General features: G+C 33.2%; 30 protein-coding genes and 2 pseudogenes. 27 read left to right on the top strand and 5 right to left on the bottom strand.

Annotated features, from left to right (window positions below; genetic code table 11):
* The first annotated feature begins 748 nt into the window (after positions 1-748).
* The 5 genes from MKX49_RS10315 (at position 749) to MKX49_RS10335 (ending at position 5,430) form a co-directional block, all read left to right on the top strand.
* Complete coding sequence (locus MKX49_RS10315; RefSeq protein ID WP_340876344.1) at positions 749-2,722, top strand: hypothetical protein; 1,974 nt, start codon at positions 749-751, stop codon at positions 2,720-2,722.
* A gap of 25 nt (positions 2,723-2,747) precedes the next feature.
* The gene (locus MKX49_RS10320) at positions 2,748-3,572 is read left to right on the top strand and encodes a hypothetical protein (RefSeq protein ID WP_340876345.1); all 825 of its coding nucleotides are present in this window, start codon (positions 2,748-2,750) and stop codon (positions 3,570-3,572) included.
* 402 nt (positions 3,573-3,974) lie between these two features.
* On the top strand, positions 3,975-4,397 hold the full coding sequence (locus tag MKX49_RS10325; RefSeq protein ID WP_340876347.1) for an HNH endonuclease: 423 nt from the start codon (positions 3,975-3,977) through the stop codon (positions 4,395-4,397).
* Positions 4,398-4,832: 435 nt separating this feature from the next.
* The gene (locus tag MKX49_RS10330) at positions 4,833-4,979 is read left to right on the top strand and encodes a hypothetical protein (RefSeq protein ID WP_340876349.1); all 147 of its coding nucleotides are present in this window, start codon (positions 4,833-4,835) and stop codon (positions 4,977-4,979) included.
* A complete protein-coding gene (locus MKX49_RS10335; protein ID WP_340876350.1) occupies positions 4,969-5,430 on the top strand; it encodes a putative toxin-antitoxin system toxin component, PIN family in 462 nt (153 codons plus the stop codon). Before MKX49_RS10330 ends, MKX49_RS10335 begins: the two co-directional genes overlap by 11 nt.
* Positions 5,431-5,498: 68 nt before the next feature.
* Here MKX49_RS10335 and MKX49_RS10340 read toward each other — a convergent pair whose 3' ends face one another.
* A complete protein-coding gene (locus MKX49_RS10340; protein ID WP_340876352.1) occupies positions 5,499-5,717 on the bottom strand; it encodes a hypothetical protein in 219 nt (72 codons plus the stop codon).
* A 109-nt stretch (positions 5,718-5,826) separates the two neighbouring features.
* On the opposite strand from MKX49_RS10340, the gene MKX49_RS10345 reads away from it, so the two are divergent.
* From MKX49_RS10345 to MKX49_RS10370, 6 genes and pseudogenes are all read left to right on the top strand, one after another.
* On the top strand, positions 5,827-6,177 hold the full coding sequence (locus tag MKX49_RS10345; protein ID WP_340876354.1) for an endonuclease domain-containing protein: 351 nt from the start codon (positions 5,827-5,829) through the stop codon (positions 6,175-6,177).
* Between the two features lie 119 nt (positions 6,178-6,296).
* Positions 6,297-6,470, top strand: coding sequence for a hypothetical protein (locus tag MKX49_RS10350; protein WP_340876355.1), 174 nt, complete (start codon positions 6,297-6,299; stop codon positions 6,468-6,470).
* A 45-nt stretch (positions 6,471-6,515) separates the two neighbouring features.
* Entirely contained in the window at positions 6,516-6,662 is a 147-nt protein-coding gene (locus tag MKX49_RS10355; protein WP_340876356.1) for a hypothetical protein, read from the top strand.
* A gap of 86 nt (positions 6,663-6,748) precedes the next feature.
* Positions 6,749-7,093, top strand: a complete 345-nt coding sequence (locus MKX49_RS10360) for a YolD-like family protein (RefSeq protein WP_340876357.1) — start codon at positions 6,749-6,751, stop codon at positions 7,091-7,093.
* Entirely contained in the window at positions 7,090-7,227 is a 138-nt protein-coding gene (locus MKX49_RS10365; RefSeq protein WP_340876358.1) for a hypothetical protein, read from the top strand. Before MKX49_RS10360 ends, MKX49_RS10365 begins: the two co-directional genes overlap by 4 nt.
* A 93-nt stretch (positions 7,228-7,320) precedes the next feature.
* A pseudogene (locus MKX49_RS10370) lies at positions 7,321-7,890 on the top strand (hypothetical protein); the annotation flags it as partial.
* Positions 7,891-8,527: 637 nt separating this feature from the next.
* On the opposite strand, the gene MKX49_RS10375 reads toward MKX49_RS10370, so the two are convergent.
* Positions 8,528-8,767: a helix-turn-helix domain-containing protein gene (locus tag MKX49_RS10375; protein WP_340876359.1), complete on the bottom strand. Its 240-nt coding sequence runs from the start codon at positions 8,765-8,767 to the stop codon at positions 8,528-8,530.
* A gap of 197 nt (positions 8,768-8,964) precedes the next feature.
* On the opposite strand from MKX49_RS10375, the gene MKX49_RS10380 reads away from it, so the two are divergent.
* Entirely contained in the window at positions 8,965-9,222 is a 258-nt protein-coding gene (locus MKX49_RS10380) for a hypothetical protein (protein WP_340876360.1), read from the top strand.
* Between the two features lie 279 nt (positions 9,223-9,501).
* Here MKX49_RS10380 and MKX49_RS10385 read toward each other — a convergent pair.
* Positions 9,502-10,029: pseudogene (locus tag MKX49_RS10385) on the bottom strand (DUF3898 domain-containing protein); the annotation flags it as partial.
* Between the two features lie 56 nt (positions 10,030-10,085).
* Complete coding sequence (locus MKX49_RS10390) at positions 10,086-11,216, bottom strand: site-specific integrase (RefSeq protein ID WP_340876362.1); 1,131 nt, start codon at positions 11,214-11,216, stop codon at positions 10,086-10,088.
* A 293-nt stretch (positions 11,217-11,509) separates the two neighbouring features.
* On the opposite strand from MKX49_RS10390, the gene MKX49_RS10395 reads away from it, so the two are divergent.
* The 14 genes from MKX49_RS10395 to MKX49_RS10460 all read left to right on the top strand — a co-directional run bounded on the left by MKX49_RS10395 (position 11,510) and on the right by MKX49_RS10460 (position 23,723).
* Positions 11,510-12,310, top strand: a complete 801-nt coding sequence (locus tag MKX49_RS10395; protein WP_340876364.1) for a hypothetical protein — start codon at positions 11,510-11,512, stop codon at positions 12,308-12,310.
* 320 nt (positions 12,311-12,630) lie between these two features.
* Positions 12,631-13,155, top strand: coding sequence for a DUF6241 domain-containing protein (locus MKX49_RS10400; RefSeq protein ID WP_340876365.1), 525 nt, complete (start codon positions 12,631-12,633; stop codon positions 13,153-13,155).
* Positions 13,156-13,344: 189 nt separating this feature from the next.
* Entirely contained in the window at positions 13,345-13,857 is a 513-nt protein-coding gene (locus tag MKX49_RS10405) for a hypothetical protein (RefSeq protein ID WP_340876366.1), read from the top strand.
* 606 nt (positions 13,858-14,463) lie between these two features.
* Positions 14,464-14,646, top strand: coding sequence for a hypothetical protein (locus tag MKX49_RS10410; protein ID WP_340876367.1), 183 nt, complete (start codon positions 14,464-14,466; stop codon positions 14,644-14,646).
* Between the two features lie 92 nt (positions 14,647-14,738).
* Entirely contained in the window at positions 14,739-15,521 is a 783-nt protein-coding gene (locus tag MKX49_RS10415; RefSeq protein WP_340876368.1) for a hypothetical protein, read from the top strand.
* Between the two features lie 663 nt (positions 15,522-16,184).
* Positions 16,185-16,373, top strand: a complete 189-nt coding sequence (locus MKX49_RS10420; RefSeq protein ID WP_340876370.1) for a hypothetical protein — start codon at positions 16,185-16,187, stop codon at positions 16,371-16,373.
* A 5-nt stretch (positions 16,374-16,378) separates the two neighbouring features.
* Complete coding sequence (locus MKX49_RS10425) at positions 16,379-17,959, top strand: phage major capsid protein (protein ID WP_340876371.1); 1,581 nt, start codon at positions 16,379-16,381, stop codon at positions 17,957-17,959.
* 92 nt (positions 17,960-18,051) lie between these two features.
* The gene (locus MKX49_RS10430) at positions 18,052-18,408 is read left to right on the top strand and encodes a hypothetical protein (protein ID WP_340876373.1); all 357 of its coding nucleotides are present in this window, start codon (positions 18,052-18,054) and stop codon (positions 18,406-18,408) included.
* A gap of 18 nt (positions 18,409-18,426) precedes the next feature.
* Positions 18,427-18,651 carry a hypothetical protein gene (locus MKX49_RS10435; RefSeq protein ID WP_116821441.1) on the top strand — a complete coding sequence of 75 codons (225 nt, stop codon included), beginning with the start codon at positions 18,427-18,429 and terminating at the stop codon, positions 18,649-18,651.
* A 145-nt stretch (positions 18,652-18,796) separates the two neighbouring features.
* Positions 18,797-19,156, top strand: a complete 360-nt coding sequence (locus MKX49_RS10440; protein WP_340876374.1) for a P27 family phage terminase small subunit — start codon at positions 18,797-18,799, stop codon at positions 19,154-19,156.
* 159 nt (positions 19,157-19,315) lie between these two features.
* The gene (locus MKX49_RS10445; protein WP_340876375.1) at positions 19,316-20,461 is read left to right on the top strand and encodes a hypothetical protein; all 1,146 of its coding nucleotides are present in this window, start codon (positions 19,316-19,318) and stop codon (positions 20,459-20,461) included.
* Between the two features lie 11 nt (positions 20,462-20,472).
* Positions 20,473-22,191: an ATP-binding protein gene (locus tag MKX49_RS10450; protein ID WP_340876376.1), complete on the top strand. Its 1,719-nt coding sequence runs from the start codon at positions 20,473-20,475 to the stop codon at positions 22,189-22,191.
* 100 nt (positions 22,192-22,291) lie between these two features.
* Positions 22,292-23,278 (top strand): DUF5677 domain-containing protein, encoded by a 987-nt coding sequence (locus tag MKX49_RS10455; protein ID WP_340876377.1) that lies wholly within the window; start codon positions 22,292-22,294, stop codon positions 23,276-23,278.
* A gap of 46 nt (positions 23,279-23,324) precedes the next feature.
* Complete coding sequence (locus MKX49_RS10460) at positions 23,325-23,723, top strand: hypothetical protein (RefSeq protein WP_340876378.1); 399 nt, start codon at positions 23,325-23,327, stop codon at positions 23,721-23,723.
* 213 nt (positions 23,724-23,936) lie between these two features.
* Here the strand turns inward: MKX49_RS10460 and MKX49_RS10465 are convergent, their stop codons facing one another.
* On the bottom strand, positions 23,937-24,998 hold the full coding sequence (locus MKX49_RS10465; RefSeq protein WP_340876379.1) for a DUF3900 domain-containing protein: 1,062 nt from the start codon (positions 24,996-24,998) through the stop codon (positions 23,937-23,939).
* Between the two features lie 480 nt (positions 24,999-25,478).
* Here MKX49_RS10465 and MKX49_RS10470 point away from each other — a divergent pair, with 480 nt between their 5' ends.
* Positions 25,479-26,891: an amino acid permease gene (locus MKX49_RS10470; RefSeq protein ID WP_063593482.1), complete on the top strand. Its 1,413-nt coding sequence runs from the start codon at positions 25,479-25,481 to the stop codon at positions 26,889-26,891.
* Positions 26,892-26,940: the final 49 nt, after the last annotated feature.

Here is a 26,940-nt window from a genome sequence, read left to right on the forward strand (position 1 = left end):
TAGAACATTTACAAAATTATCAGCTTCAATTTTTACATACTAACGATCAGATTGATACCTATGCATTTAGACAAATTTTCTACTATAAGAGTCGCATCAATAAAAGCCTAGATGGGAACGGACATGATTATTGTTTTTCAGGTTTTGAGTCAATGACTAAGAGGTTTCGTATATCTAGATCAAAAGTGGAAGAGGCGAATAAGCAATTAAAGAAAGCGAAGTTGCTTAAAATAGTCAAACATAAATTGGAACCAACTCATGAATAGACGATGAGCTGCAATATGACCGCTATAATAATCATTATTTTGTGGCTGATATGCTCCACTAAAAACAAGGGTTTTCTCTAAGTACTCTACATGCAGAGGTAGCGTTTAACAATGCAGAAGTAGAAAATTAGAATGCAGAGGTGCGGTACTCCTAGTGCAGCATTGGCAGTACTGTAAGTAGTATACAATTTAATATTAATATACATACAAGATAAAACAATATACAGTATTTCAATTTCGAAAAAATACGCTTCGAAATGTGGAATTACATTATTCATATCATAAGTTTTAAATTTAATTTTTACATAATCAATAAACTTTTCTCAATGTGTTGGGAAGAGGTTCGTTAAATAATATTCATTGGTCAGAGATGGTCAAATTAAACAATTATGCAAAGGGGAGAATGATTTAATGGTAAATAATAAAATTGTTAAGGTAAACAAGCCGGTGTACATTCCAAGTATAGAGGCAGAAACAATCATATGAGTGAACGTGGATTAGAAAATATCACTAAGTATGAATATGTCGGCATGATTCCTTGGTCACTTGAATTACTAAAGTTACGCGCACATAAAAAAAGGTTTATTGAAAATGAAATCTCCAAAAATGGAAAAGTTAAATTTCAAACTGATACAGTAATCAATATCAAATTTAAAAATAAAATGAAAAACGGTAAGCAATTCACATCGGCTGTTAGAGGTTATGAAAACCTAATGTCTCGTCTACTGAACCATTTTAAACATCTGAAGAAGACTATAAGGGATAACAAAAAAGAAATAAAGTTATCTAATAATAAACGGATGATTGATAAATTGGAAAAGTCGATTAGTTATTTGGAAAATAAATCTGATCTTGTCAAAGGGCATTATAAACGTATCAAAGTGGATAGGGATAATGTAATTTATCGTGAAATAAAAGCAGATGATTTGCGGAATCACTTATACATAAACGGAATCAACTTTAAAGGTAGGCATTATAAGTTTTATAAACGCACAGCATCAAAATCTAGACAGTCACAGGGTCTTTGGATTTTGGATGAATTGTATGAGCCAATGAAAGAATGGTCACATATGGGACTAAGTTTAATCGGTAAAATTGATGTAGCGTCTCTTTGTGCCTATGAGAGTCTAGTCTCATCTAGCCTAGAATCCATCATAGAGATTAACCCTAAAAATATTTTTGTTATAGATGATAAGTTTAGTGAATTTGAATATCCAGCCATTGAAGTAGGTAATGATTTAAAAGCTAAATTTAATAAGAAAGCTAAAATTAAAAATAATATTTGGGACGGTCAAGCTCTCATTGATATTTCTTTGATGCAAATGGCTAATCGAGGTAATAAGGGAATGGCTTTACTTCGATCACACTTTTTTAAGTCATGTGCATTTAATTGTAATCTTCAAAAGTATTTAGAGGATATACATAAAGAGATGACAAACCCTGAAAAACAGAACTATGATCCCACAGTTAACCCTAATTATACAAAGTGGAAGCTAACGGACAATTTCGGAAATGTGGTATTCGCCAAGGATATATTACTTTTGACGACACCTAGCTCATTAAAATTCCTTAAATTTGCTGGTAAAGGGTATGAAAAAGAAGCATATGCAAATTGGTGTAATCGTGTTCGTGCAGATAGAAATATTATGGGTATTTGTAAATCGGAGAAGGCCAGTAAACATGGTGACAGGTCATTTACCTCATATCAAATGATTAACACGCTAGATGTGGAAAAACAAGATATCGAGGACTTAGCAGCGTTCGAGGTTGACTTTATTAAAGAGTTACAAGGTAAAAAAGATGCTAGTGGCACTTTTGATGAGAAACCATTCATCAATTACCTGATTAAAAATAAAGAAATAACAAATGCTTATCAAATGTTTTCTGATATCTATAATATTAATCCTGAAGTTGTTCGTACACGAATGTTTAGAGACTATCGTGCCAAACAAATTAGTAACTATCGTACCAAGGTAAAGGGTGGAAAATTACGTTTAGAGGCAGATTATTGCACTGTGTTATCTTGCCCTGAATTAATGCTACACTCTTTGATAAGTGGTAATGGCCATAAGTTAATAAGTGAGTTAAAAGACAATCAAATACATACTCAGCTATATGATTATGAGAAAGAATATACACTCGTCCGTAACCCACATAACAGTCAAAACAACTTCTTTAAGTCAATTAACGTAGATAATGAGTTTTATAATACATATCTAAACTTAACAAATAATATCGTGGTGATTAATAGCATAAAGAGTCCTATTTTAGATCAACTGAACGGAATGGATATGGATAGTGATACGGTGTTGATATTTAATTCAAATGTTTTCAATCGTATGGTAAATAAAACTTTGGAAAATAGAAGTTATCCCATTATCCTGAATACCATTGTATCGGAACCTAATCCTGTTGAGTTGGCCAATAAATATAGCAGAAATCGACCGGAGAACTAGTAAAAGCCAGGGGTGGATAGGTGAAGTGACTAATGCTGCACAGTTTCAAGTTAGTGTACTGTGGGACATACAAAACACAGAACCAGATACACCGGAGAGACAGAGGAAGATTGAAAAGATATTGAAAAATGTAGCCGTCTGTGTAGTGCTATCCAATGTAGCCATCGATTACAGTAAAAAGATTGTAGAGGTTAATGTGGATAAGGCATTACGAAATATTAGATCTTGTAAAGAGGCTAAGGTAAGTGCATTGAATAAAAAGGGTAAGAGCAAATTAGTTACTCGAAATAAGCCGATGTTTTGGAAGTATGTCTCCACTGCAGATGTTGAAATGACTGAATATTATTGTCCAATGGATTTACTTATTAACCATATTAATAATGACATTGAAAAAGGGGGTTATCGTAAAAATTTACCTTTTGGTGATTTACTACTCGATCTAAGTAGCGAGGAGTTAGGCGGGAAAGCAGACGATAAGCAAATAGGGGATATTATTGAATTACTAAAGGAGTTTACCAAGGGTATTAACAAAATAAAATCATCAGGAGATGACAAGGAAGGGAAGAAATGTAAGGAGAGGCAGACATTAATAGAAGATTCTTATAATGAACTTGATGCCAAGATAGCTAAAAAATCCATCAGGAAAGCAACTATGTATAAAATTTTAAAGATGATTGCTGATCAGTACGATGGAACAAAATTAAAGAAAACAAATGACTTGTCAGGTATTGTCGTCCACTTATTGAATACCTTATATCGTAATCACAGAACGACATTTCTTAATCTATTAAAAAGTGTTGATTATCCCAAAAATAACTCATTGAAAAGCCTTCAAACCCTTGCTGGGTAAGGCTTTTTCTTTTCTTAATTTGATTCCCTAATGGGAGAGGATGGCGAAACACAAGAGTACTCATTATGTGGCCGAACGACAAAGTATCTTAAAGTCGAAGTAGATAGTCAATGATTTCTCTCTCTTTATTGTTTTTTTTAAAATAAAAAAGTTCATACGATTCCGTAATTATTAATTCTTATGTTAATAATACATCAAGGTGATCCCGATTGCAAGCTATTATTTTTGATGAACTGGATAAAAGTGAACTGTACATTTATTGGAGACTCCACATCTCAATTTAGCGTATATAGAATCCATCTATTAATTAGTTGGATTTTATTATGCGTTAAATTATGTGGTGCTGCAATAAGTGTATAGGCAAACGTTTATACGCTAAAAAAATATGTGGAGGAATGTAAAATGAAAGAAGCAGTAAAAGAATTACCGAGTTTTGAGGAAGTAAAGCATGAGATGATGAGGTTGCCTGAATTTGACGGTTATCTAGTTCATCCACAACTAGGGAAAATATGGTGTCTGAAGAAACAAGGATGGCTTTTGGTTGATGCGATAGGTGTTGGTGATCGGGGGTATTTACTTACTAAATTGTTAAATAACAAAGGGAAGTCTATTCCTGTTCACGAACACGAGGCTGTTTTTTCGTGCGTTTGGGGTAGCTGGAAAAGTTGGAGGGCATATGGTCAGAAGATGGAAATCGACCATATTGACCGCAATCCTAAGAATAACAATATAGAAAATTTAAGGTTAATTGACAGAGCGTCACAGTATACTCCAGAAGTATTAGCTGACATGAGTAAACGAAAAGATTTAAACATGGATATCTAGACAGGTTAGAGGCGATTATGAAAATCGGACTGGTGGTAAAGTGAAATTCTACAAAAGTCAGGCAGAGAAATATGGGACATGTGCTAGAACTATTCAAAATATTATTCTTGGAGTATCGTATAAGGAGAAATCTTAATATAGAAATGGAAATAAAGAATTTACTGATTATAGCTTAATTCCTTAGGAAGTAATAAAGCTGATAAATATTACATAGTAAATCACGATAGAATACATAAGTGATACATAGAATAACAGCAGTCAGGGTGTTTCCGAATGCTCTGACTGCTATACTGGAAGCGAAAATTTATTTGAAGGATTATTGAATAGTATAATGGATAAAAATTAAAAAAAGAAGGTAAAATATGGTATAATAATTACAGGGATTATTAATCCGCTTGATTAGGTATTCAAATTACTAAACGGGAGGTAAAGAAAATGAGAGTTGGGGAGGATAAAAAAGCAATGACGCAATCAGAAGCTATCAAGAAAATAAGAAGTGTAATGCAGCAGCATATGAAAAAGACCGGATATACGTATGAGGATGCAAAAAAATTAATGGATGAGTATAAAAATGGGAGATAAATTAGTTGTAGATACAAATGTCTTTGTTGAAAGTTTCTTTGGTCCGGAAGAAAACGCTAGTTGTCATCTGCTGACCAATCTTGAAGAATTAGACATTCGACTATTATTCTCTCAAGATACAGTTGGTGAATTGTTTTATATTTTAAAAAGAACGTGCAATGAATCAGGATTAGAACTTGAAGATGCGCAAGATGTGCTCTATGCGGCAACTCAACTATTCCAACAGGGAAAATCTATAAATACAAATTACCACAAGCATAAAATTAATAAATTGCTAATCAATGATGAAAATGACCAAATGTTTGTGGACACTGCTTTTGCAGGAAATGCTACTCATTTAGTAACGTTTGATATTAAAAGTGGGATATTAGGTTTGAAAAAAGTACCCTTTTTGCCGTGTACTCCACACCAATATTTACAAATTAGATATTCACCTGAGCCTTCTAGTTGATAGCATTGTTGATAAAAAAAGCACTTTACCTTAATGGTCAGTGCTTTTTTGTGTATGTGAGAATGATATTATTTAGCAAATGGTCGAGATACAAATAGATGTTCTTTTCGGTTATAATGATGATCATTAATTTTAACATAGTCATCAGTAAATTCTTGAATAAAACCAGTTGTAAGAACGGCTTTGTCTTCTGTTAAATACTCTACATGAACAGCTGTTAGTAAATGCTGATGTGCTTCAAAATCTTTATCAGACTTAAGAAAGTCACCATCTTTAGTAACGTACATTTAAATCCCTCTTTTATTTACAATGGTAGAATATGTGGTGTTTTTTGGACTTGTCATATCAGGGTTTGTCTTTCTATGCTTGGACATACGAAGAAGCAGAGGAGTTACGGTGAATCAATACATTCCCCCATACTTCGTGGAATTAGACAAATGTAAAAGTCCTATTGAGAAGAAGGTACTGAAAGCATTGTGGATGAGGGATTACAAAGCAACTACCCAGTATCCAATAAGAAGGTATAGAATTGATGTAGCACTCCCAGAATATCGCATTGCTATTGAATGTGATGGTAAAGCTTTTCACTCAAGTAAGAAAGCTAAAGCGCACGACAGAAAGCGAGATGCATACCTAAAATCAATCGGATGGAAAACGCTACGATTCAGTGGAAGTAATATCAATAGGAATATGAGCAAGGTAATTACTCGAATTGAATCTGAAATACAGAAGAAACACTCTGATTAAAAAGTGTTTGTTACGTTTTCTGTCACAAATAAAAAATAATTGCTAATCTATTCACAATACTGTCACGAGGACTTTTTACCTATATAATGAATATATAGGCTATGAGGGAGGCTGATTTTGTGAAATTGAAAGAATTGAGTTTTGAGCGAACCGGTTACATAAAGGCTAAGTTACAGTTATTTGATGATCATGTATTCTTAATGGCTGAGGATTGTATGCCTGTGAAGTTGTGCCGTGAAAAGTATAGTGAAGAAGAAGCAATCCAATTTGCAATAAAGGAATTGAAAAACTGAATAATGTAATTTTGACGTAATCGATTGACATTTGGAGGAATAAACATGCGCAACCTAGAAGGCTTAAAAATAATTGATACTGATGAATACACTTATATAGAGGGAATTGGTACAGCTACTGAAGAGGGTACTCTGGACTTAGAGGGGTTAATTAAAACACTTTTACAGGAAAGATATTTCCGTTATCTATAGAAGGGAAATTTTCCCCTTCATTTTTTTTGACTAAACTAAGAACAAGTGTTCTATAATGTATTTATAGAATGAATGGAGATGTTCTTATGTCTATAAAAGATCGTGGAAAGCTTAAATGGCAACCTGCTTTGATGCTGCCTGAATACGTTAAATTATTAAATGACGTAAATAAGGATTATTACCGTCAAGTAAAGCCGATATTAGATGAGTACCAGTTAGAAGAGTTTGAGAACAAGATACACACTGCTATGGAATTTGCTTCACCTGTAATGTTTACTGTTTGGGAAGATGGTTTTGATTGGGAGTATGTTGGGATGATACATAGGTTAGATCAGTTTACAAAGGTGATTCATCTGGAGTTGGAAAATGAGAAGGGACATATTATCAGGGTGAAGTTTGAGGATTTTGTAGCGGTAGAGATAAGGGAATGAAAAAAATGTATTTAATTAAATGGATTGAAAATGGTGAAACTAAAACATTTGTCGCTGAAGGACACATTGAGCATTTGGCATATCAAGAAAAATTAGAAGAGAGAAATATTACCTTCTCAACTGAAGCATTATAGGGATCAGTGTTAAGGAAAAATTAAAAAACAATACAAAAGTATTAGATTAATATGGTAAAATTACAAAGAGTGTAATTTTTAGGGGGATTATAAATGAAAAAAGTAATAGCTGGTCTAGTTGTTTCAGTAGGACTATTAGCAGGATGTGGAGCAGAAAAACCAACTGATACAGTTGACGAGTTTTTAACAGCATTCCAAAAAAGTGACTTTGAAAAAGCAGGAAAACAAATAGATGAAGGCTTGGAAGAGTTACAATCTGAAGAGGAATCAATGAGTAGTGAGAAGTTTCTAAAAGCGATAGCTAAAGATTATAAGTTTGAGAAACCAAAAGAAGTGTCAAGCGAAGACGACAAGGCTAAGGTAAAGGTTGAAATTACATCAGTTGATGTTGGTGTAGCAACTACGGCTGCGATTGCTGAGGTAATGCCAGTAGCGTTTGCAACAGCGTTTGATGAAGATTCAGAGAAGGCTGATAAAGCAATGGAGAAGCTAATGGAATCATCCATGCTTAAGCATATCAAATCAGAGGATACGCCAAGGGTTACTCGTGAGGTTACGTTAAATCTTAAGAAGAATAAAGACGGAGAATATAAAATTGTATCAGATGATAACTTTAAAGAGGCTGTATTAGCAAACTTTGATCAAGTTGAAGATGCTTTTGGGGAAGATGCAGAAGAGACTGATTCTGCTGAGAATCAACCAGAACAAAAAGTTGAAGTGCTACGTGAGATAGCTAAAGACAAAGAGTATGATGCAAATCCAATCAAATTTAAAATTGAAGAAATCTCTTTTAAAAAGGTATCTAATGTAAGTGTAGATGAGCAAGATAGAATCTCCATGTATACAGAAAAAGAAGTCGGAGATGAATTCCAATATCTATATATTAAATCACATGCTGAAAACACATCTGATGAAGACTACAGTTTCCAAAACATTCAAGAGGTAACTGTATTCGCTAATGGCAAACAAGAAACAGTAGACTCATTGAACTATGACTTTATCGATTATGACGAAGGTGAAGATGATAATTATTATGGCAAGGTTAATAAAGAAAGTGAAGTAGGAGTAATTTTTAATACTCCTATAGAGGATATTGAAAAGATTAGACTTCAAATCAGTCCATCAAACGATGAGAACTTTGAGAATGGAGTAGATCCGCAGGTAGCTGAATTTGAAGTAAAGTAAACTAAACAATGGAATACACCTTAGCTCAAAAGAGGGGAAATTCATGAGTTAAAACGCAAGCTACAATTGTATTATTCACAATAAATTACCTTTTATACAAAAAACCACCAACAGTTTATTTTGATTGGTGGTTTTCTTCTGTTTGAATCAATTCAATTTCAAATAAGTCTTCTATAGATATCCCTAACGCTCTAGAGATTAAAACTGTATGAGTATCCTTGTGACTTTCTAATTTATCAAACCTTGAAATGTTTCCTTGAGCGATTCCTGTAAGTTCACTCAATTTAACTTGTGTCATTCCTCTTTCCTTCAATACTTTACCTAATCTTGGAGTGACCTTCACTGTAGTTTTCATTCTCATACAACCCCTTTTATTTACTTATATAATTATACTATATCTTATATCGTCTAGAACATAAAAAGATAATTTGGAAAAGTTGTAATTTATTGTTGATATAATATATACTATATAGTATAGTTAACTTATCAGCAAGACGGACAACGAAAAAATCCAAACAAAAAACAGCCGAAAGGCAAAAGGGGATATTTAATATGACAACAACAATCGAAGCTAAAAAGGTATTCGTAACTGACAACGAAGCACAATGGATCGTATTTGAAAAAGAAATGCAAGCAGGGTTCCAATATCAACTTGCTTCTATTGAAGACCTACACGACTATGCAGCTGGAACAGGTGAAGTATTTACATACAACGTTGAAACTGCAGAAGGTGTGGTTCAATGGCATGAAGAACAATTTCCTTATGATTCTTCAGTTGACTATGTTTGTGAGTACCGGGTGATCAACTAATCTTATGAGAAAAAAGAGAATCTACCTAAACGTAGCAGGGAAGGGGAAATTTATAACTTTGGAATACAAGAACATGAAGTTGTATGAAAACAAGTTCTAAAAGAAAAGAGCCTAAGTAGCAGTATTTACTTAGGCTCTTGATAAGCATGCATTTCTAAAAAAATATATAACTTCTTAATTGAAAATAGAAGTTAGTAGTTAAATTTAAGAGTATTAATAGTATTTTAAGGGTCTAAAATTGATCACATACTGCTCACATTTTTGCTCACAAAACCTTCCTCAAAACTTCCTACTAATCCGCTCCACAATCTCCATCAAATCATCCGGCCTATGAAACTCAATCGGCGAAACGCCTTTATCGAACTCTATCGTATCGGATTCTATCATTAATACATATTTTCCATTAATCTTCCCTAAATGAATGCTGTCGCCAAAATCGGCTAACAGTCCTTTGATAGATGTACTGCCAAGCTTCATTCGTAATTCAGCTTCAGGTGTGTGTTCGACAATCTGGGCTGTGGCTTCGACGACCTGATGTGTTTCTAGACGTTCCTGGATTTCACGCTTATCGCTGGTTTCCCAGATTTCCAGGTCCTGTTCGAATTTCTGCAGTTCGTCACTGTTTTCTTCGAATTGAGCAGATACATGCTCATGGACCATGTGGATGACCTGGTTTTTCATGATTTCTGGCATCGATTCGCCATATTCAACGAATTTCAAGAAGTCCTCGAAGTAGCGGGCATGTGAGGCCTGATGGATTTTCAGTTCGCCTTCTTCGACCATACCTTCTTCGGGCATGTATGGAAAAGGGTATCTAAGCCTTTGATACAACTAGTATTAGGTTGCGATGATCACAAAATTGGTCACAATTGAAGTATTTTATCAAGTTCAATTGCTACACTTTGCTGCATATTTTGCGAAACGTGACTGTAAATATCAAGTGTCGTTGAAATATCAGCATGACCTAATCTTTCACTAATTAGCTTTACGTTTACATTTTGCTGAATTAGAAGAGATACATGTGAATGTCTAGATGAGTGAAATTTTATTCGAGGTAATCCAATTTTATCGGTTAAATTGTAAAACTCTTTCCTGAAATTTCGTGGAATCATCGGCGTTCCATGTTGTGTGCAAATTATTAAATCATTATCTTCATACTTCTCACCTAGTAAGAGTTTTTCTTCAATAATCATTTGTCGGTGACATATAAGTTCGGGTATTAATTTTGCAGGAATACTAACTGACCGAACACTAGAATTATTCTTTGCTCCTGCTTTAATTTCAGCCTTTTGAGTTAAAGTTTGACGTATATATATAGTGTTAGTATCAAAGTCTATATCTTTCCATCTAAGTCCCATTATTTCGCCTTCACGGCATCCACATAGGAAACCGATAAGGAAACCTACAAAGCAACGTGTTAATCGTTTAGTCTGTTTAGAGGCTGCTATAAAATAATTAATCTGTTCAAGAGACCATATTTCAATTTCCTTCTTTCTAATTTTAGGTAATGTAATGCCTATGGAAGGATTCGTCTTGATCAGTCTAATAATAGTTGCCTTTTTTAATGCTGCACTTAAGACACGGAATATAAGGTGAATTGTGTATTCAGAATAATGGTTCTCTTTCACTAAATCATTTACAAATCTTTGAAGAATCATTGGAGTTATTTTTTGTAATTTAAAATGACCTAAGCGAGGCTTTATGACAGTTCTAAAATAAATATATTGAGTTTCATAAGTGCTCGCCTGTAATTGGATTTTACGTTCCTGAAACCATTCAATCATAAACTTTTCTAAGCTTAATGAAGATAAATCAGTAAATTCATCTTGAAGAATTTCAGATTTAACTAGTGTCATAGCATCTAAAGCTTTTTGTCTAGATAAAAAACCTCTGCGGCGAATCTGCTTTCGTTTACCTGTCAAAGGGTCTATTCCACCATTGAAGACAAAATCCCATTTTCCTGTTTGTTTATTTTTAGTTATACTTCCTTTCACAGTAAGAACAACCTCCTTAAAAGCTGCTCTTTAAACCTGAAAAGATTTCCTAGGTATATTTTAACATGATTATTTTTAAGCGGACAGAGATTGAACAAAAACATAAACAAAGGGTTAAAAGATATAAAATTTTATGTACGAATATACGTTCGCTATAATAAAATAAATAAAGAGATGGCAAATGAGTTTGGCGGCTCTACCATCTCTTATTAAGAATATCGCAGAAGAATTAAACTTCTACATGAAACATAGTAGCAAATCTACTTCTTCTGTGTCAAGGGAGATAGACTATAATGAAATTAATGTCAATTTTAAGTGGTAAAGGATTTGTAATGTACAACAAAGATTTAGCTCATTCTGTATCAGTAAATGGAGCCATCATATTTGGACAGTTGTGTTCAAGTTATGAAAGTTTCGGCAGCAAAGGAATGTTAACTATAAGAGAGGACAAAGAATTCTTCTTTTTAACTAGTGAAACTTTAGAGAAAGAAACTTCTTTGACATACAAACAGCAACTTAAGGCTGTTAAAGAATTAGAAGTCGCCGGTTACATAGCAACAAAAGTAATGGGTGTTCCTTCAAAAAAATATTTTCACATCACAGATAAGATTGTAGATGAATTACTATTGGAGAGTAATCCTAAGTCTGAAAAAAGGGAAGACCAGAACATACCACCAAATCAAGAGCATGAAAGACAAAAAGTAAATCCCAGCTATGACAAAAGGGAAACCCTAGCCTTGACTAAAGGGACCGGCAAGCCTTTACAAAAGGGCTCAAGTATTAAAAAGAAAAATAAAAAAGAACAATATAAAGATAAAAAAAATTATATTGTTAACAAGGAATCAGTTAACAATGATGATATAATTTTTAAATTAACTAACGAATATCGAATCAGGGGACTTAGTAAAGAAGTTTGTTATAGGGTCTTAAAAGAGGTAGAAGCAAATCCTGATATAGATAACTTTGGAGCTTACTTTAGAACTTGCTTAGAAAACACCTTATATAAAAGCCAATTGAAGCATGGACAAATTGATCCTTATGAGATATTTGAAGAAAGATTAAAAGATTCCAATGTTCAATTAATTAACTGGTAAGATTTGTATAGTACCCAGAAGTCTCAGGATGCTCTGTATTGGTTTCCAATAAATTTTATATAGAATTTATATAGGGAATAGTTTAATGGCCAATACAGAGTGATTATTAACCCCATCTAATCAATTTAGATTTTGAGGATTAATAACTTATGCTCAATTTTTTTATTATAAGATAAAAATTTTATATCTATCTATATGGTTACTTAATAGTTTAAGATTATTTGTTAATAGTATATGTTAATATAATAATGGTTAGCTTATCCATAAAAGGATGTAACTGAAATGAGTGATAATCGAACTATGACTCGGAGGAAATTACAATGAACAAATTTAGATGGTCAATGGTTGGACTTATAGCAGCTGCTGCAATTATCTCGGTGGTAATGACAATGTATCAGAACGCTAAAAATTATGAAGCAAAGCGTGAAAATACAGCCACCCCCGTGGAAATTTTGAATAAGGATGAAGAAGAAGACATGGATGAACAAACTGCAGAAATTGGTGGAGTACAAGATGAAACTGGTCTTACCCAAAATTCAACTCAAGAAGAAGTCATGGATGTTATGCACCATATGACTCATCAAAAAGTTATTGCAGAAGAGAAATGGGGAGCAATTGAGATGAATTCCGAAAACATCAATGCAGTTTACGAGATTGTGGCTGATAGCGAATTCATGCTTAAAGGTGATTTGTTAAATATCGTAACTGGTTGGAAAGAAGGAAACTTTGACAACGTTGCTCAAGATCATAACTACTTTTGGGATTATCAAAATGGGACTGTTGGAAAAGCTACTGGAATCCTTAACTCGGATGAAGAAGCAGAATTTATCGATAATAACTTTTAACAAAAAACGAGCCAATCAAGACGAGCCCATCAAGGCTTATTTTTTATTTTAAAATCAATATTTTATGTTAAAAATCTGGTAATTTTCTAGATTTGCGTACAAGCTTTATTACTAATGTTACAATATATTGCAGATTGAAACAGAATCGGTTAATAAAGAAATATTTATAAACATCGGGGGAAAATCATTATGAAAAAGAAAATTGCTGGATTACTTTTAGCAGTAGGAATTATTGGAGGAATTACATCTAACGCATCAGCAGAAATGGTTGCCCAAGATGTTAAACAGACAGACCCCTTCTACAGTGATGTTCAGTATGTGTTGGGTTATAATATCATGAAAAACAAATTTGAACAGCCAGAGTATAACAGATATGAATTTAGACCATATGATACAGTTCTAAGATATGAACTTGCAGGCAGTTTCTTAAAGTTTAGAAACATGCTGTATTGGAATGAATTTAAACCACTTCAAGACCAAGACAAAGCCATTAATGAAAAGTTAGGAAATCTTTCATCTGAAGTTCAGGGAACCAAAGGGAAAATTAGCACATATGAACAAGAAATCAATGCTCTCCAAACGGGAAATGAAACTTTGGAAATTGAAAATCAAGAATTGAAAAAACAATTAGAAGATCTTTCCGCTCGTGTTGAAAGCCTTGAAGAAAATGCAAAACTTTGGAATGAAAACAAACCACAATAAATGAATAGATTATGAAAAGGGACCTTCGGGTTTTCTTTTCAGATGAAATAAATAATAACGAATGAATATTTATGAGAAGGGAGCGGAAAATCTCCCTTTTTTTATTTGGCCTTACAGCACTATAAGTTTAAGATGTAATTAAAATTCTCATTATATATCTTTAATCAATCCTCATACCTATCCTCAGAAGCTCCAAATTGACCCGTGCTGGACTCTAATTATCTGACTAATGGATATATATTAATCTTCTTAAAAGTCCCCTAGAATTCATTCTAAAAAAGTTTTCTCCAGTTGATTTACGTTTTGCATGCATCGGATATAGTACATATATATAATAAATCCAACTAAAACGGAGGCTTTATCAAGATGCAAACTAAAACCATTTCTTTCTCAATTCCAGAATTTTTATATGAAGAATTTTCCAACTACTGTAAATCGAATGATTTAAATAAATCAGCGATATCACGAGGATTAATTTACTCGTATTTAAAGGACAAAATTCAAAATGCTTCATCACCAATTTTTCAAATTATCGAAGAATGACCTTCCTACTACTGGAAGGTTTTTTAATTTACAGAAGAACATTCAAATAGGAGGAACCATCCAATGTCAAACAATCCAATTTCAAAAAAACGTATATTCAAAAGATCGCTTGCTATCAAGTTAACTGAGCTAGGTCATAAGATTTTAAAAGTTGAAAAGAACAAATATAGTCCTGGCTACATGGTTTATATTTTCGAATCATCCCTGCAGCTGCATGAAGATTTATCCAAAATCACTGATAGGTAACATCGAAATGTTCCATACATTTATATATATATATTGGTAACTTTTAATGTTACCTATTCACACATTCTAAGAAAACTGAGGAGACATTCAAAATGATTGAACTAAAAACCTATGCCACTAAAGAAATCTGTGAGGCTCTTAATATAAAGCAGACCTCTTTTAAATCTCATAAAGAAAAATTTCTAAAAGACTATTATTATATAGAAACTAAAGTCGGACGAAGCAAAGCTTACACTGTTACAGGTTATAAAGAACAAGAGAAATCTGAGTTCATTAGGCTTTGCGAAAAATTAGCTGGTACCGAAGTTTCTTTTCCTAAGGAAAGAACAGCAGAAAAAATATTGAAAGTTTTGTTTCAAAAAGATTATACGATTCTTGATTATGAAGACTTAGGATACGAAATACCGGATACTCTCAAAAGACATACAATCGGAAGGTACATTGATTTATTCAGAAAGTATCAAATTCTCCCTCCAAAATTGCCGAAAGAAATACGATATTCTTTTGATAAAGATACAGGAGAATTATTCTCAAAACTTCATGATCCTAATAAATACGTTTATTACTCCGTTTCTAGAGGGGACGAATTTCGAGAAGAATTGAGCGAGCGAGAATACCTTGAAATGAGAAAGTTTGTTGAAGAAAAATATTCTGAGTATCTTTCCTATTTTATGACCGCATTGGATGGACAAGAGCATTCAAATGAGGAAAGAGTTCAAACAATAAAAGATTACAAGGAAGAAGCTAAAAAATCAGCTTATAAAGATTGTAAAAGAAATTACACTGGCGTTCCTATGAAGACCCTTTCTAAAGTTCCTACCATAGAAGCACTTGAGATTTTTTCTTCATATTTTAGCTTTTCCGAGGCAGCCTAATGGCTGTCTTATTTTTTTGAGAAGTTTTCAAATCTCACTTGCGTTTTATTATGAAATAGTTTCAGAAAAAGTGTCTAGTATGTAGCACTCGTATATATATGAATTAGGGAGATAAAAAAATGCTTTAAAAGCAATTATTTTCCAATATATCGTACCAAGCACTTTAGATATGTATATATATTTATAGAGAGATAAGTTTATTCCAATTCTCTTTCCTCTCTGTTTCTTTCGTAATTGAGTGAAACGTTTTTCCTTAAGAGTTTTAATATTCATGATTTAAGTTGAATGTTTAGTTAGCTTCCTCTTTTCTTCCATTTCGGAGAAGTTGGCTATTCATTCAACCTCCTTAATAATTTGATTCTTATAATAAACAACATAGGTTTTTTGTTGCCATAAATGAATTTCTCCGATTTTGATTTTAGTTGAGTTGCCGATGTTGTTTATTATGAGAAGCAGAAATATTTAGTGCCCGAAAGGGTCATATATATACAGTTGGCGTTTTGTACGAATGCTATGGCCAAACTTTCTATTCTTGCCATGACGATCTTTGCCTAAATCCGAGCGAAGTAGAAAATCAAGAGTCATACCTTCGGGTATGGCTATTTTTTTACGATTTTTTAAGTTTGCTTTCAAAGCAAAATATTAATTCGAAGGAGACATATCATGTCGAACTTAAACAACGATGAAAATACTTATAGATGGGTTAAAAACGAACGGATATATACCCTAGAAAATTCAGAAAGAAAAGTTCTTCGTACAGCAGAAGACCGAACTTGCAGTGGAAACTTTATCATAGATTCCATACTAGAGGATTTAGCTGCTGAATGTTTTGAAGAACTAGAAGGGAAGTAGAAAATATGAAAATGGAACTGCGTGCTAATTCAACTGAACTACGTTCTAATGGAGACGGAACGATGACTGTAAGTGGATATGTTAATAAAACGGAACAGCTTTCTGAGACTCTAGGCGTCACTAAGCGCTTTAAAGAAAAGATTGCAAAAGGAGCTTTTGCTCGTGCAATTCAAAATGCAAAACTAGATATTGATTTTTTGGCAGAACACAATTCAAAAATGATTCTTTCGTCCACTCGCAATGGAAGCTTACAATTAAGAGAAGATGATAAAGGTCTTTTCTTTACGGCGACAATTACTTCTACATCTTGGGGACGTGATTATTATGAATTGGTTAAGTCGGGAATTTTGAAAAATCTCAGCTTTGGCTTTCGTACTATCAAAGACAGTTGGAGATCAATTGAATCGGGTCTTTATGAACGAACAATTGAACAAATGGAGCTGTTCGAAATTTCGATAGTTCGCAACCCTGCATATAGCCAAAGTTCAATACAAGCCCGAGGAATTGACTTGGTAGAAGAAGTTGATATTCCTAAAAATGCACAAGTGTCTAACGAAAAGACTGAAAATTCAGTTAACAAACAAAAGGAGATAAACAATACAATGAAAACTGAACATCGATATGGAACCACTTATAAAAATGAAGTAGAGGAAAAACGAACTTTAGAAAGCCAAGCTTTTAATGCATTTGTTGCAGGCGAAGTTCAAGAGGCTCGTACACTTGGTATTCAAACAACGGTAGGAAACGGAGCTGTAATTCCAACAGCAGTTGCTGACACTCTTGTTGAGAAGCTAGAAGAAAGTTCCCCAGTATTTGCTCGTGCTCGTAAGTTTCCATCTGTGGCTGGTACATTAAGAATTGCTAGAGAAACATCCGTTGGAACTGGTGCCTTTGTTGGCGAAGGACAGTCACTAACTGAAGGTATAATCGAACTTGGACATATAGACCTTGCTCAGAAGCGAGTAGGAGCATACATGGCTTTAACAATGCAATTAATTAATGATTCTGCTATGAATATGGCTGAATATATCCCTAACTTACTAGCAAAACGCACCTTCAAAGCTGTTGAAAAATCAATCCTTCGGGGTACGCTTGATGAAGACTTTAAAGGTATTGTTCCAAATGAAGAGATTGGAAAGTTTACTTTACCAATAGCAGTTACTGATATTGAATTGTTAGATAAGATTCTTGACATGGTAACATCAATTCATCCAGAATATCTACAAGGTTCAGCGTTCATTGTTTCAAGACCTTTCTTTAACAAACTTTCTAAGTTGAAAGATGGAGCAGGACATTTTTATATGCAGAATGGTATTGTAAATGGCCGTCCAACTTATACTTTCCTTGGTTTAGAATTAACAGTTACTAGCTCATTAGAAGATGGTACTGATGTTGGACAAGTCCCATGTGTGTTCGGAAATATTGAAGCTGGATACGCAGTTATGATTAAAAAAGATCCACAGCTTATTACAATTCAAGATACTGAACAAGCTCTTAAAGGTTCAGTTGGATTCCTTCTTGATGCCTACATGGATGGGGCAGTTTATAATCCTGATGCATTAGCTAAGTTAACTATTACTACTTAAGTATTCAACTATATTTGAAGTTCTTCACATTCGAAGTCAGATTAATTTCTGGCTTCTTTTTTATTTTTATAATTGAAAGAAGGTAAATAAGAATGGCAAAAAAATCAGGAATGAGATGCAAAGTATACATCCATAAAGCAGGAACAAATATAGCATTAGCTGCCCAACGAAATGCTACCTTAAGTCATTCAGTAGAAAGCACTGATACAGAAGTATTCTCAATAGCTTGTAATAAAGCATTCGTTACTGATAGTGAGGCATATGCAACATTAAGAGAAGAGCACTTTCAAGGAAATAATGTTGATGTATATATCGACCTACCATCTGGAATGAAGTACTTTGGTAACTGCGCAATAACTACTTTTGATAATGATATTCCATATAATGAGTTAGGCACCTGGCCCATATCATTACAGGGTTTAAGCACTCAGTTAATAGTAGTTAAGTAAGAGAGGATGGAACATCAAATGAAAGAGAAACTAAATCATTTACAAATAGTACGTGGAATTATAGATGAAGATAAGTTTAGGTTTGCAGCTGCAACAATCTTAATTGATTACTACTTAGATGAGATGAAGAACAAGGGTAAGGATATGACACGAACAAACCTGTTAGATAGGGTGAACTTATCCTTAAGATCAATGGGTAATGCCGAAGTCTCTTATGGTTTCATAAGGCGATGGTTTGAATAAAACATTTATATAGGATGAGGGGTACCGCCTATCCTCCAGAACAAAAACAGTGTAAGTACTGTAATAACCACCATAGGTACACTTTCACTACCAGAATTTTTTATAAAAACTATTTTTATGTATAAATATGTAAAGGAGAATTAATATGAAAGCACCTGAACATTTTGATGAAACTACCATACGTTATTTTGACTATGTGGTTAAAGAGTTAGAGAAAATCGGAAAACTTGACCCAACTAATCAAATCATAATTGAACGACTAGCATTTAACCTAGCAACAGTTGAGGCTTGCGAACGTGAACTTTTTCAAGATGGTTATACTGTCATGGGTCCTCATGGAAAAAAAGAACATCCGTCGGTCAGTACAGCAATGAAAGCTCAAGCTAAAATTATCGAGAGTTTCAAATTGCTTGGATTAGATGCAGCTCAGAAATTCAAAGAAGAACAAGCTAAACCGGAGGATTTGAGTAATGACCCGCTTCTTAAAATTCTTGGAAGAGTATAAAAATTATTGTTAGAAGTATAATTAATGAGAAATTCTTAAATTTGCTGTTTATTTTTTTTCCTTCCAGCAAGACTTCTACATTATTCCTAAAAAATTCACAAAATTTATATAAAAAGGATATATAATGTAAGTAGTTGTAAATTGTTGGAGGTAGATAGTTTGAATTCACAAGTTAATGCGGCTCCGGAGGAAAGGGATGGAGGATATTACGCAATCAAGGGTTTTTTATATCAATTTGATATTACACTATTAGAAATATTAAATAATCCCGGAACAAGAGTCCAATTTGAACAAATACAGGATATTAATTACGACAATTATGTTATTCAAGTAAAACATAAAGAAACACAAGATTACAGTGATAGTAAGATTAGAAAACCCATAATGCAATTAATAGATATATTTAATCAAGATAATAGTAAAAAGCTTAATTTATATTGTCATTTTAAAGATCAACCCCCTTGTATTAAATCACTAAAATTGTCTGAACTTGATAAGATATTAGGAGATGAAAAATCAAGATATAAGCGCAATTTAAAAAGTCAGTTTATAAGAAATTTTCAAGTAATTTTTTCTAACGATTTTAAATCTCAATTTATTGAACTTATAGACTTAATTAAACGACTATATACTAAAAATGATTATATACTTGCAATATATTATCACTCAATTTTTAGATCTAAATTATTAGATTTAGCTATCCAAGAAAAAAGTATGAGAGAAATTAACAAAATTGACTTGGATGGACATATCAAAGATGTGAAAAAAGTTATCTTTCATTCTTCCTATGCCGATTTTTTAACTAAAGAGCAATATGAGAAATTGATAAAAAAGGAGTTTTTTACAATTAAAACTCCCAATATTAATAATTTTGAAAGGTTATTTGTAATAGAAACAAATGAAAAGGATCATATTGTTGATGTACAGAAAACTATATATAAAATAATGAGAAAGTATTATCGTCCTAATAAATCGCCGGCCCCGTTTATTTGTTTTAGTAATATAGCAGATGGAAATTTGAACATTATTAAACAGTCCCTAATAGATCAAGAGTTTTTCTTTATGGATGGTACTTTTTTTAATGGTGATAAATTTAGAATAGACAAGATCATTGAGAGAAATGAAAGTGTGCAGGTAAAGATTATTAATATTGAGGATTTACCAGAAGTAGTTAGGAAAATGAATTTCAATGAAATATATCAGTTTCACAATAATAAGCAAGTACCATTAGATACAAATTCAAGTACAAAACATATCCAAATATTCACTGAAGATATACAGCAAATCTTAGGAATGATTTCATAGGGGGAATAAAGATGGAAGCGACTTTTGAACAAAAAATTGCAAAGGTTATTTCAGTATTGCCGAACAAAATTAAGATAGAAGTAACTGACATTGAGAAGTTTAAATTAGAAGCTGAGAGATTTTCGGTAGGATCATATATTCGAGTATCGGATAGTGAAGATTGCGCCTTAATTTGTATAATAGAAAATTTTTCAATTCAAAAAGAGGGTAGTGAAAGTCAGTATATTCTAGAAGCGATGCCCCTTGGATTTTTGGATAGTGATGGAAAGTTTACTAGAGGGGGAAATAATATTGCAATTCCACCGACAGATGTGAAGCTTGCAAAAATAGAAGAGATACAGACTATTTATGAGGCTGTTGAACCTATAAAAAGGTTTTGCTTTTCAAATTTAACACAAGAGAAAGAAATAAATGTTCCGGTGAATGGTGATAAGTTTTTCAATAAACATATTGCTGTTGTAGGTTCTACTGGTTCTGGTAAGTCTCATACAGTTGCAAAAGTACTACAAGAGGCTTTAGCAGTTAAAAATAATGGATATGAAGGGTTAAACAATTCACATATTGTTTTATTCGATATTCATTCAGAATATAAGGAAGCATTTCCAGGAGCTAACTATATTGATGTAAATAACTTAGTATTACCTTTTTGGTTAATGAATAGTGAAGAATTAGAAGAATTATTCATAGATACTGAAGCAAATGATCATAATCAAAGAAATGTGTTTAAAGAAGCAGTAACCCTTAATAAGAAAAAGCATAATCCAGGAGTGGATCCAAAACAAGTAACATATGATGCGCCATATAAATTCGATATAAATGAAGTATTTACTTATATACTTAACAAAAACAATAATAGAAAAAATAAAGAGAATAAGATTGTTTGGAAAAATACTGAGGGTCACGAATTTGAGATTACAAGTGATAATATAAATTTAATGTTTGAAGATATTCTAACTCCAGCAGGTACTTCAAATGGTCCTAATTTTGGGGATTTCCTTAATTTTATATCAAGAATGGAAAACAAATTAAATGACAAGAGATTAAGTTTTTTACTCACCGGCAGAGTAAAAACAATTTCTTTTAAAGATACTATCAAACAGTTTTTAGGGTACGAAATAGAAGGGCAAGAAACCCCAACGAATCATAATGTCTCAATAATTGATCTAAGTGGGGTTCCTTTTGAAGTTCTAAGTATAACTGTTTCTTTAATATCAAGGGTGATTTTTGAATATGGGTATTATTTCAAAAAAACTTTTAATGATGATTTTGATAAAACTCCAATAATGTTAGTTTATGAAGAAGCCCATAAATATATCCCAAAAATAAAATCATCTAAATATAACTCATGTCGAGTTTCAATAGAAAGAATTGCTAAAGAAGGTAGGAAATATGGGGTCACTGCAATGATTGTGAGCCAAAGGCCTTCTGAAATTTCTGAAACCATTTTTTCACAGTGCAGTAATTTCATTTCTATGAGATTAACAAATCCAGAGGATCAAAATTATGTGAAAAGGTTACTTCCAGATAGTTTAGGGCCTTTAACAGACTCCTTACCAACATTAAAAGAAGGTGAAGCAATACTTATTGGTGATTCTATTGTAATGCCATCTCTAGTAACAATTAATCCATGTGAGCCAACTCCATCATCAAATGATATTAGTTACTTACAAGAATGGAAGAAAAAATGGGCAGATGTGGATTTTGAGATTCTTGTTAATAATTGGAAATGAATAAAGGTACACTAGATTATGAAAAACGATAAATAAAATATCAATTTTATATTATTAATAATTGAGTAATATTACTTTTAAAAAATATAGGGGTGCAGTTTTGGGTAAAAAAGAATATGCTGGAATGATTAAAGGAATACTTAATGATCCTGAATATAAAGTTTCAGTTATTGAAAATTTAAGTGATTTAAGTACTGAGATAATAAAAGGAATGCACTACAACGATAATTATAAGTCAAGAGCTTTAAATATGTTGTTTGTAGATGCATACAAAACTTTTGAATCATTTATTTTATTAATGGAGAACAGACAAGTTAATTCAAGTACAATATTAATGAGAAAAATTATTGAGATACTAATTAGAATGGAGTATTTATCAATAAGTAATCAATTTGAAAATTATTGTCGCTCTAAAAGTAATGATCAAGCTAAAATTTTATCATCATTATTAAGCTCCCGACCAGTTAAATATGTTACAAAGACATCGTTGTGGAGAGAAAGATACCAAATAATTGCAGAGTGTAAAAAGATTTATTCAGACAAACAAAATGGAAAATATCTAGAAATGCCAAATTTAGACAAGATGGCAGAATATTCAGGCTTATATATATTGTACATAGAAAAGTACAGTCCACTTTCTAAATTTGTTCATAGTAACATTAGTATAGAAAACTTTTATTTGTTCAAAGATGAAGAAGGATTACATTACTCTAAGGAAACTGATGAAGTCATAAATAATGAAGATCGAGTCCAGATTATGCTTGATGATACAATGTATTGCTTTTATAAAATTATAAAAAGGTATATTGAAGAAATAAAAGTTAAAGAAATTCAATTGAAAAAATTTGAAGAAAAGTTTTTTATATTTGCTTCTCTTGATTTAATTACAGGAAATATAAAAACTAATGTTGATATTACAAAGAATATTATTAGAAATTTAACAGGGGAAGGTTTACCTACGGATCCAGAAGATGAAAAATACGAAGTTTTGTTTTTGGAGGATAATCTTGAAACTTTAAGACATGATTGGACAAAATTAGAACGTTTAGTCAAAGAAAAAGAAAAGGAACTAAATATACGTAAATAGTTTACATTTCTCTAAACCTCGATATAAGAATATCGAGGTGATTTTTATGTTGCCAACAAAAGAGCAACTAATACAACATTTAACAGACAAAATGACAAACAAGGACATAGCCAATATTTATGGAACAACCTTTCAGAAAATAATACAACTTATTAAGAAGAATGGAATTAATCCAAATGAACTCAGGAAGGTAAACACCCAAATCGTTTATGAGCATGGGCTTAACGGAGTTGTTGTTTATATTGGAAGTGGAGTTTGGTACCGTTGTAGAAGATATACAAATAGAGGAAACTTGGAACATAAGAAGTTGATGCAAGAAGGGAAGCTCACTTATAAGTTTCTGGCGGAATTTGATTCAGAAAAAGAAGCAAGACAATATGAAGCAAAACTAATAAGAAAATATAAAAAGCAAGGGTTATGTACATTTAATAAAAGGTTGTATTGAATTGAAGTATAAATATAAAAAGAGAATGCTATTTCATAATGCATTCTCTCTTAATGATAATAATCCTTTAGGAAACCTTTTAACAGGAATAAGAGCCATTTTTTTGTTAATCTAGCGGTCACACTATCGGTCACTAATATTGCCGAGAAAACCTTTGTAATCGCTGTTTTCTGTTATTGTCACACAATGCTCAAAATACACGTATAAAATCCCTCAAACCTTCCTACTAATCTTCTCCACAATCTCCATCAAATCATCCGGCTTATGAAACTCAATCGGGGAAACGCCTTTATCGAACTCTATTGTATTGGATTCTATCATTAATACATACTTTCCATTAATCTTTCCTAAATGGATGCTATCGCCAAAATCGGCTAACAGTCCTTTGATAGATGTACTACCAAGCTTCATTCGTAATTCGGCTTCAGGTGTATGTTCGACAATCTGGGCTGTGGCTTCGACGACTTGGTGTGTTTCAAGGCGTTCCTGAATTTCCCGCTTTTCACTAGTTTCCCAGATTTCCAGGTCTTGTTCGAATTTCTGCAGTTCGTCACTGTTTTCTTCGAATTGAGCGGATACATGTTCATGGACCATATGGATGACCTGGTTTTTCATGATTTCCGGCATCGATTCGCCATATTCGACGAATTTCAAGAAGTCCTCGAAGTAGCGGGCATGTGAGGCCTGATGGATCTTCAGTTCACCTTCTTCGACCATTCCTTCTTCGGGCATGTAGGGGTATTGGATGGATTTCATATTTTTAGTGGTGATTGCCATTTCAACGTGCCTAATCAAGGTCCGTTCATCCGAAATGGAAGCAACTTTCGGCTCGAAATCACATTTTAGTAAGAAAACGAATGGTTCATCAAGATATTTCGTTAATTTTGCCGATGCGATTATGAAGACACCGCCACGGACGGCACTCGTATCAATATAAGACCGCGTGAATTGTTCATTTTCCTCTTGGAATTCCTGTTTTGTTTTAGCATATCGAACACGGTTAAATACATTGTAATTAGGGTTGGAATCAAGTGCATGTCCTTCTTCGACAATAAAAGAACCAATTTTCGTTGGTATTTGTTCAGTTTTTGGATGACGGTCGACTTTCCGTTTGGAAATCTTCATCAATTCCCCATCCAAAAAATCCTTTAGAGGACTTTCTTCGTATTCTTCAGTATCAAGAGTTTGGAAATGTTTAAAACGCTTATCAGCCTGATCGCCTTTTCCTTCGACTTGGATTAAATAAAAAGACAGATAGGTAATTGCAAAATCCATGAATGTCACCTTCTTCAATTATTAAGCATAATTCCCGTACTTTTTTTAAGACTTAATAAGTATAGTGATGTACTTTGATTCCGTCAAACTATTGGTGCATGAATGATCAGGATAATATTGGAGTATTATTTCATAATAATACTTATACAAAAATAACGAATGAACTTATATTGGATTAAAAATATTAGAAACTTATACAAGTAGCGCACTTTATTAATATTAAAATAATGAATTGTTAATCCTTATTTGTTAAATATTGATATTCCTGTTGAATATTAAGGATTCCCTTCCAAAGAAAATTCAAAAAACAGAATTTTACAATAATAAATCATTGACGAAGGAAGGGGTAATACGTATAATTTGAAAGTCAGACAATTCAGGAATTGTAGAAATTTGTCGAAATTTCTTCGATATAAATGAAAGTGAATTTATTTGTCTGTAGTTTTCAGAATAGTTTATAAAATTTACGGAGGAAAGAACATGAGTATTTTTAGGAAGAAGTCCATTGAGGACTTGTTGAAAAACGCCGGTTCCGGCGGTAAGGGATTGAAACGAGAACTAGGGGCTTGGGATTTAACGATGCTAGGAATTGGAGCGATTATTGGGACAGGCATATTTGTATTAACAGGTACTGGTGCAGTGAATGCTGGTCCTGCACTTTCATTATCTTTCGTCATTGCTGGGCTTGCCTGTTTATTCGCTGCACTTTCTTATGCAGAATTTGCAGCATCCGTGCCGGTATCCGGTTCGACTTATACGTATGCTTATGCAACTTTAGGTGAATTCGCCGCTTGGATAATCGGATGGGATTTAATTCTTGAATACTTATTGGCTGTTAGTGCCGTATCGGCTGGGTGGTCGGGCTATTTCCAATCATTTTTAAGTGGATTCGGAATTAACTTTCCAGAGAAATTGACGGCAGCACCAGGTTCGGTCGAAGGTGTCACGACTTATATGAACTTGCCGGCCTTTTTGATAGTCATGGCGATTACCTTTTTGATTTCCATAGGTACGAAACAAACGACCAGAATCAATAATATAATGGTCGTTATTAAAGTATTGGTAGTGTTGTTGTTCATCGTTTCTTCTATCTATTATGTGAAACCGGAAAACTGGCAGCCTTTCATGCCATTTGGTATCGATGGAGTATTTTCAACTGCCGCATTAATGTTCTTTGCCTTCATCGGCTTTGATGCAGTTGCATCTGCTGCTGAAGAAACAAGAAATCCTGGAAAGAATTTACCACGCGGAATCCTCGGTTCCTTGGTCATTTGTGTTGTGCTTTATATGATCGTAAGTTTAATCATGACAGGTGTGGTACCGTATGCACAATTCAGCAAGGCTCTTGATCACCCGATTTCTTTGGTCTTGCAAAGCGCAGGACAAAATTGGGTTGCAGGAATCATCGATCTAGGTGCCTTCCTCGGAATGACAACGGTGATCTTGGTTATGTTGTATGGCCAAACGCGAATCATGTTTGCGATGTCACGTGATGGGCTGATGCCAAAATCCTTATCAAAACTTCATAAAAAATATAAAACACCTTATGCAGCTTCATGGATATTTGGTATGATAGCGGCCCTATTGGGAGCCTTCATACCACTTGGTGAATTGGCAGAGTTAGTCAACATTGGAACATTGACTGCTTTTACGATGATTTCCGTAGCTGTCATCGTTTTAAGGAAAACAAGACCGGATATGAAACGAGCTTTTTATTGTCCGGCAGTACCGCTCGTTCCTGGCCTGGCAATCGTTTTTTGCGTATTCTTGATGATTCAGCTAGGGAGTCATACATGGATAAGGTTTTTAATCTGGATGGCTATCGGAGTAGTCATTTACTTCGCTTATTCCCGTAAGCATTCCAATCTTAACCAGCATGAAAAAAATCATTGAAAAAGACACTTTTTGAGAGTTTCAGTTTGACGACTAAAGGGGTTAGGAA

It is taken from the genome of Peribacillus sp. FSL M8-0224, from assembly GCF_038003055.1.
Classification (GTDB): Bacteria; Bacillota; Bacilli; order Bacillales; family DSM-1321; genus Peribacillus; species Peribacillus frigoritolerans.

Excerpts from the sequence above, each read along its gene's own strand:
- MKX49_RS10420 (WP_340876370.1), top strand. The coding sequence starts at position 16,185 with ATGTCGAACTTAAACAACGATGAAAATACTTATAGATGGGTTAAAAAC.
- MKX49_RS10470 (WP_063593482.1), top strand. The coding sequence starts at position 25,479 with ATGAGTATTTTTAGGAAGAAGTCCATTGAGGACTTGTTGAAAAACGCC.
- MKX49_RS10465 (WP_340876379.1), bottom strand. The coding sequence starts at position 24,998 with ATGGATTTTGCAATTACCTATCTGTCTTTTTATTTAATCCAAGTCGAA.
- MKX49_RS10460 (WP_340876378.1), top strand. The coding sequence starts at position 23,325 with ATGTTGCCAACAAAAGAGCAACTAATACAACATTTAACAGACAAAATG.
- MKX49_RS10340 (WP_340876352.1), bottom strand. The coding sequence starts at position 5,717 with ATGTACGTTACTAAAGATGGTGACTTTCTTAAGTCTGATAAAGATTTT.
- MKX49_RS10335 (WP_340876350.1), top strand. The coding sequence starts at position 4,969 with ATGGGAGATAAATTAGTTGTAGATACAAATGTCTTTGTTGAAAGTTTC.
- MKX49_RS10325 (WP_340876347.1), top strand. The coding sequence starts at position 3,975 with ATGAAAGAAGCAGTAAAAGAATTACCGAGTTTTGAGGAAGTAAAGCAT.
- MKX49_RS10395 (WP_340876364.1), top strand. The coding sequence starts at position 11,510 with ATGAAATTAATGTCAATTTTAAGTGGTAAAGGATTTGTAATGTACAAC.
- MKX49_RS10330 (WP_340876349.1), top strand. The coding sequence starts at position 4,833 with ATGAGAGTTGGGGAGGATAAAAAAGCAATGACGCAATCAGAAGCTATC.
- MKX49_RS10415 (WP_340876368.1), top strand. The coding sequence starts at position 14,739 with ATGATTGAACTAAAAACCTATGCCACTAAAGAAATCTGTGAGGCTCTT.
- MKX49_RS10435 (WP_116821441.1), top strand. The coding sequence starts at position 18,427 with ATGAAAGAGAAACTAAATCATTTACAAATAGTACGTGGAATTATAGAT.
- MKX49_RS10450 (WP_340876376.1), top strand. The coding sequence starts at position 20,473 with ATGGAAGCGACTTTTGAACAAAAAATTGCAAAGGTTATTTCAGTATTG.
- MKX49_RS10375 (WP_340876359.1), bottom strand. The coding sequence starts at position 8,767 with ATGAAAACTACAGTGAAGGTCACTCCAAGATTAGGTAAAGTATTGAAG.
- MKX49_RS10440 (WP_340876374.1), top strand. The coding sequence starts at position 18,797 with ATGAAAGCACCTGAACATTTTGATGAAACTACCATACGTTATTTTGAC.
- MKX49_RS10410 (WP_340876367.1), top strand. The coding sequence starts at position 14,464 with ATGTCAAACAATCCAATTTCAAAAAAACGTATATTCAAAAGATCGCTT.
- MKX49_RS10365 (WP_340876358.1), top strand. The coding sequence starts at position 7,090 with ATGAAAAAAATGTATTTAATTAAATGGATTGAAAATGGTGAAACTAAA.
- MKX49_RS10430 (WP_340876373.1), top strand. The coding sequence starts at position 18,052 with ATGGCAAAAAAATCAGGAATGAGATGCAAAGTATACATCCATAAAGCA.
- MKX49_RS10400 (WP_340876365.1), top strand. The coding sequence starts at position 12,631 with ATGAACAAATTTAGATGGTCAATGGTTGGACTTATAGCAGCTGCTGCA.
- MKX49_RS10315 (WP_340876344.1), top strand. The coding sequence starts at position 749 with ATGAGTGAACGTGGATTAGAAAATATCACTAAGTATGAATATGTCGGC.
- MKX49_RS10425 (WP_340876371.1), top strand. The coding sequence starts at position 16,379 with ATGAAAATGGAACTGCGTGCTAATTCAACTGAACTACGTTCTAATGGA.
- MKX49_RS10405 (WP_340876366.1), top strand. The coding sequence starts at position 13,345 with ATGAAAAAGAAAATTGCTGGATTACTTTTAGCAGTAGGAATTATTGGA.
- MKX49_RS10360 (WP_340876357.1), top strand. The coding sequence starts at position 6,749 with ATGTCTATAAAAGATCGTGGAAAGCTTAAATGGCAACCTGCTTTGATG.
- MKX49_RS10355 (WP_340876356.1), top strand. The coding sequence starts at position 6,516 with ATGCGCAACCTAGAAGGCTTAAAAATAATTGATACTGATGAATACACT.
- MKX49_RS10380 (WP_340876360.1), top strand. The coding sequence starts at position 8,965 with ATGACAACAACAATCGAAGCTAAAAAGGTATTCGTAACTGACAACGAA.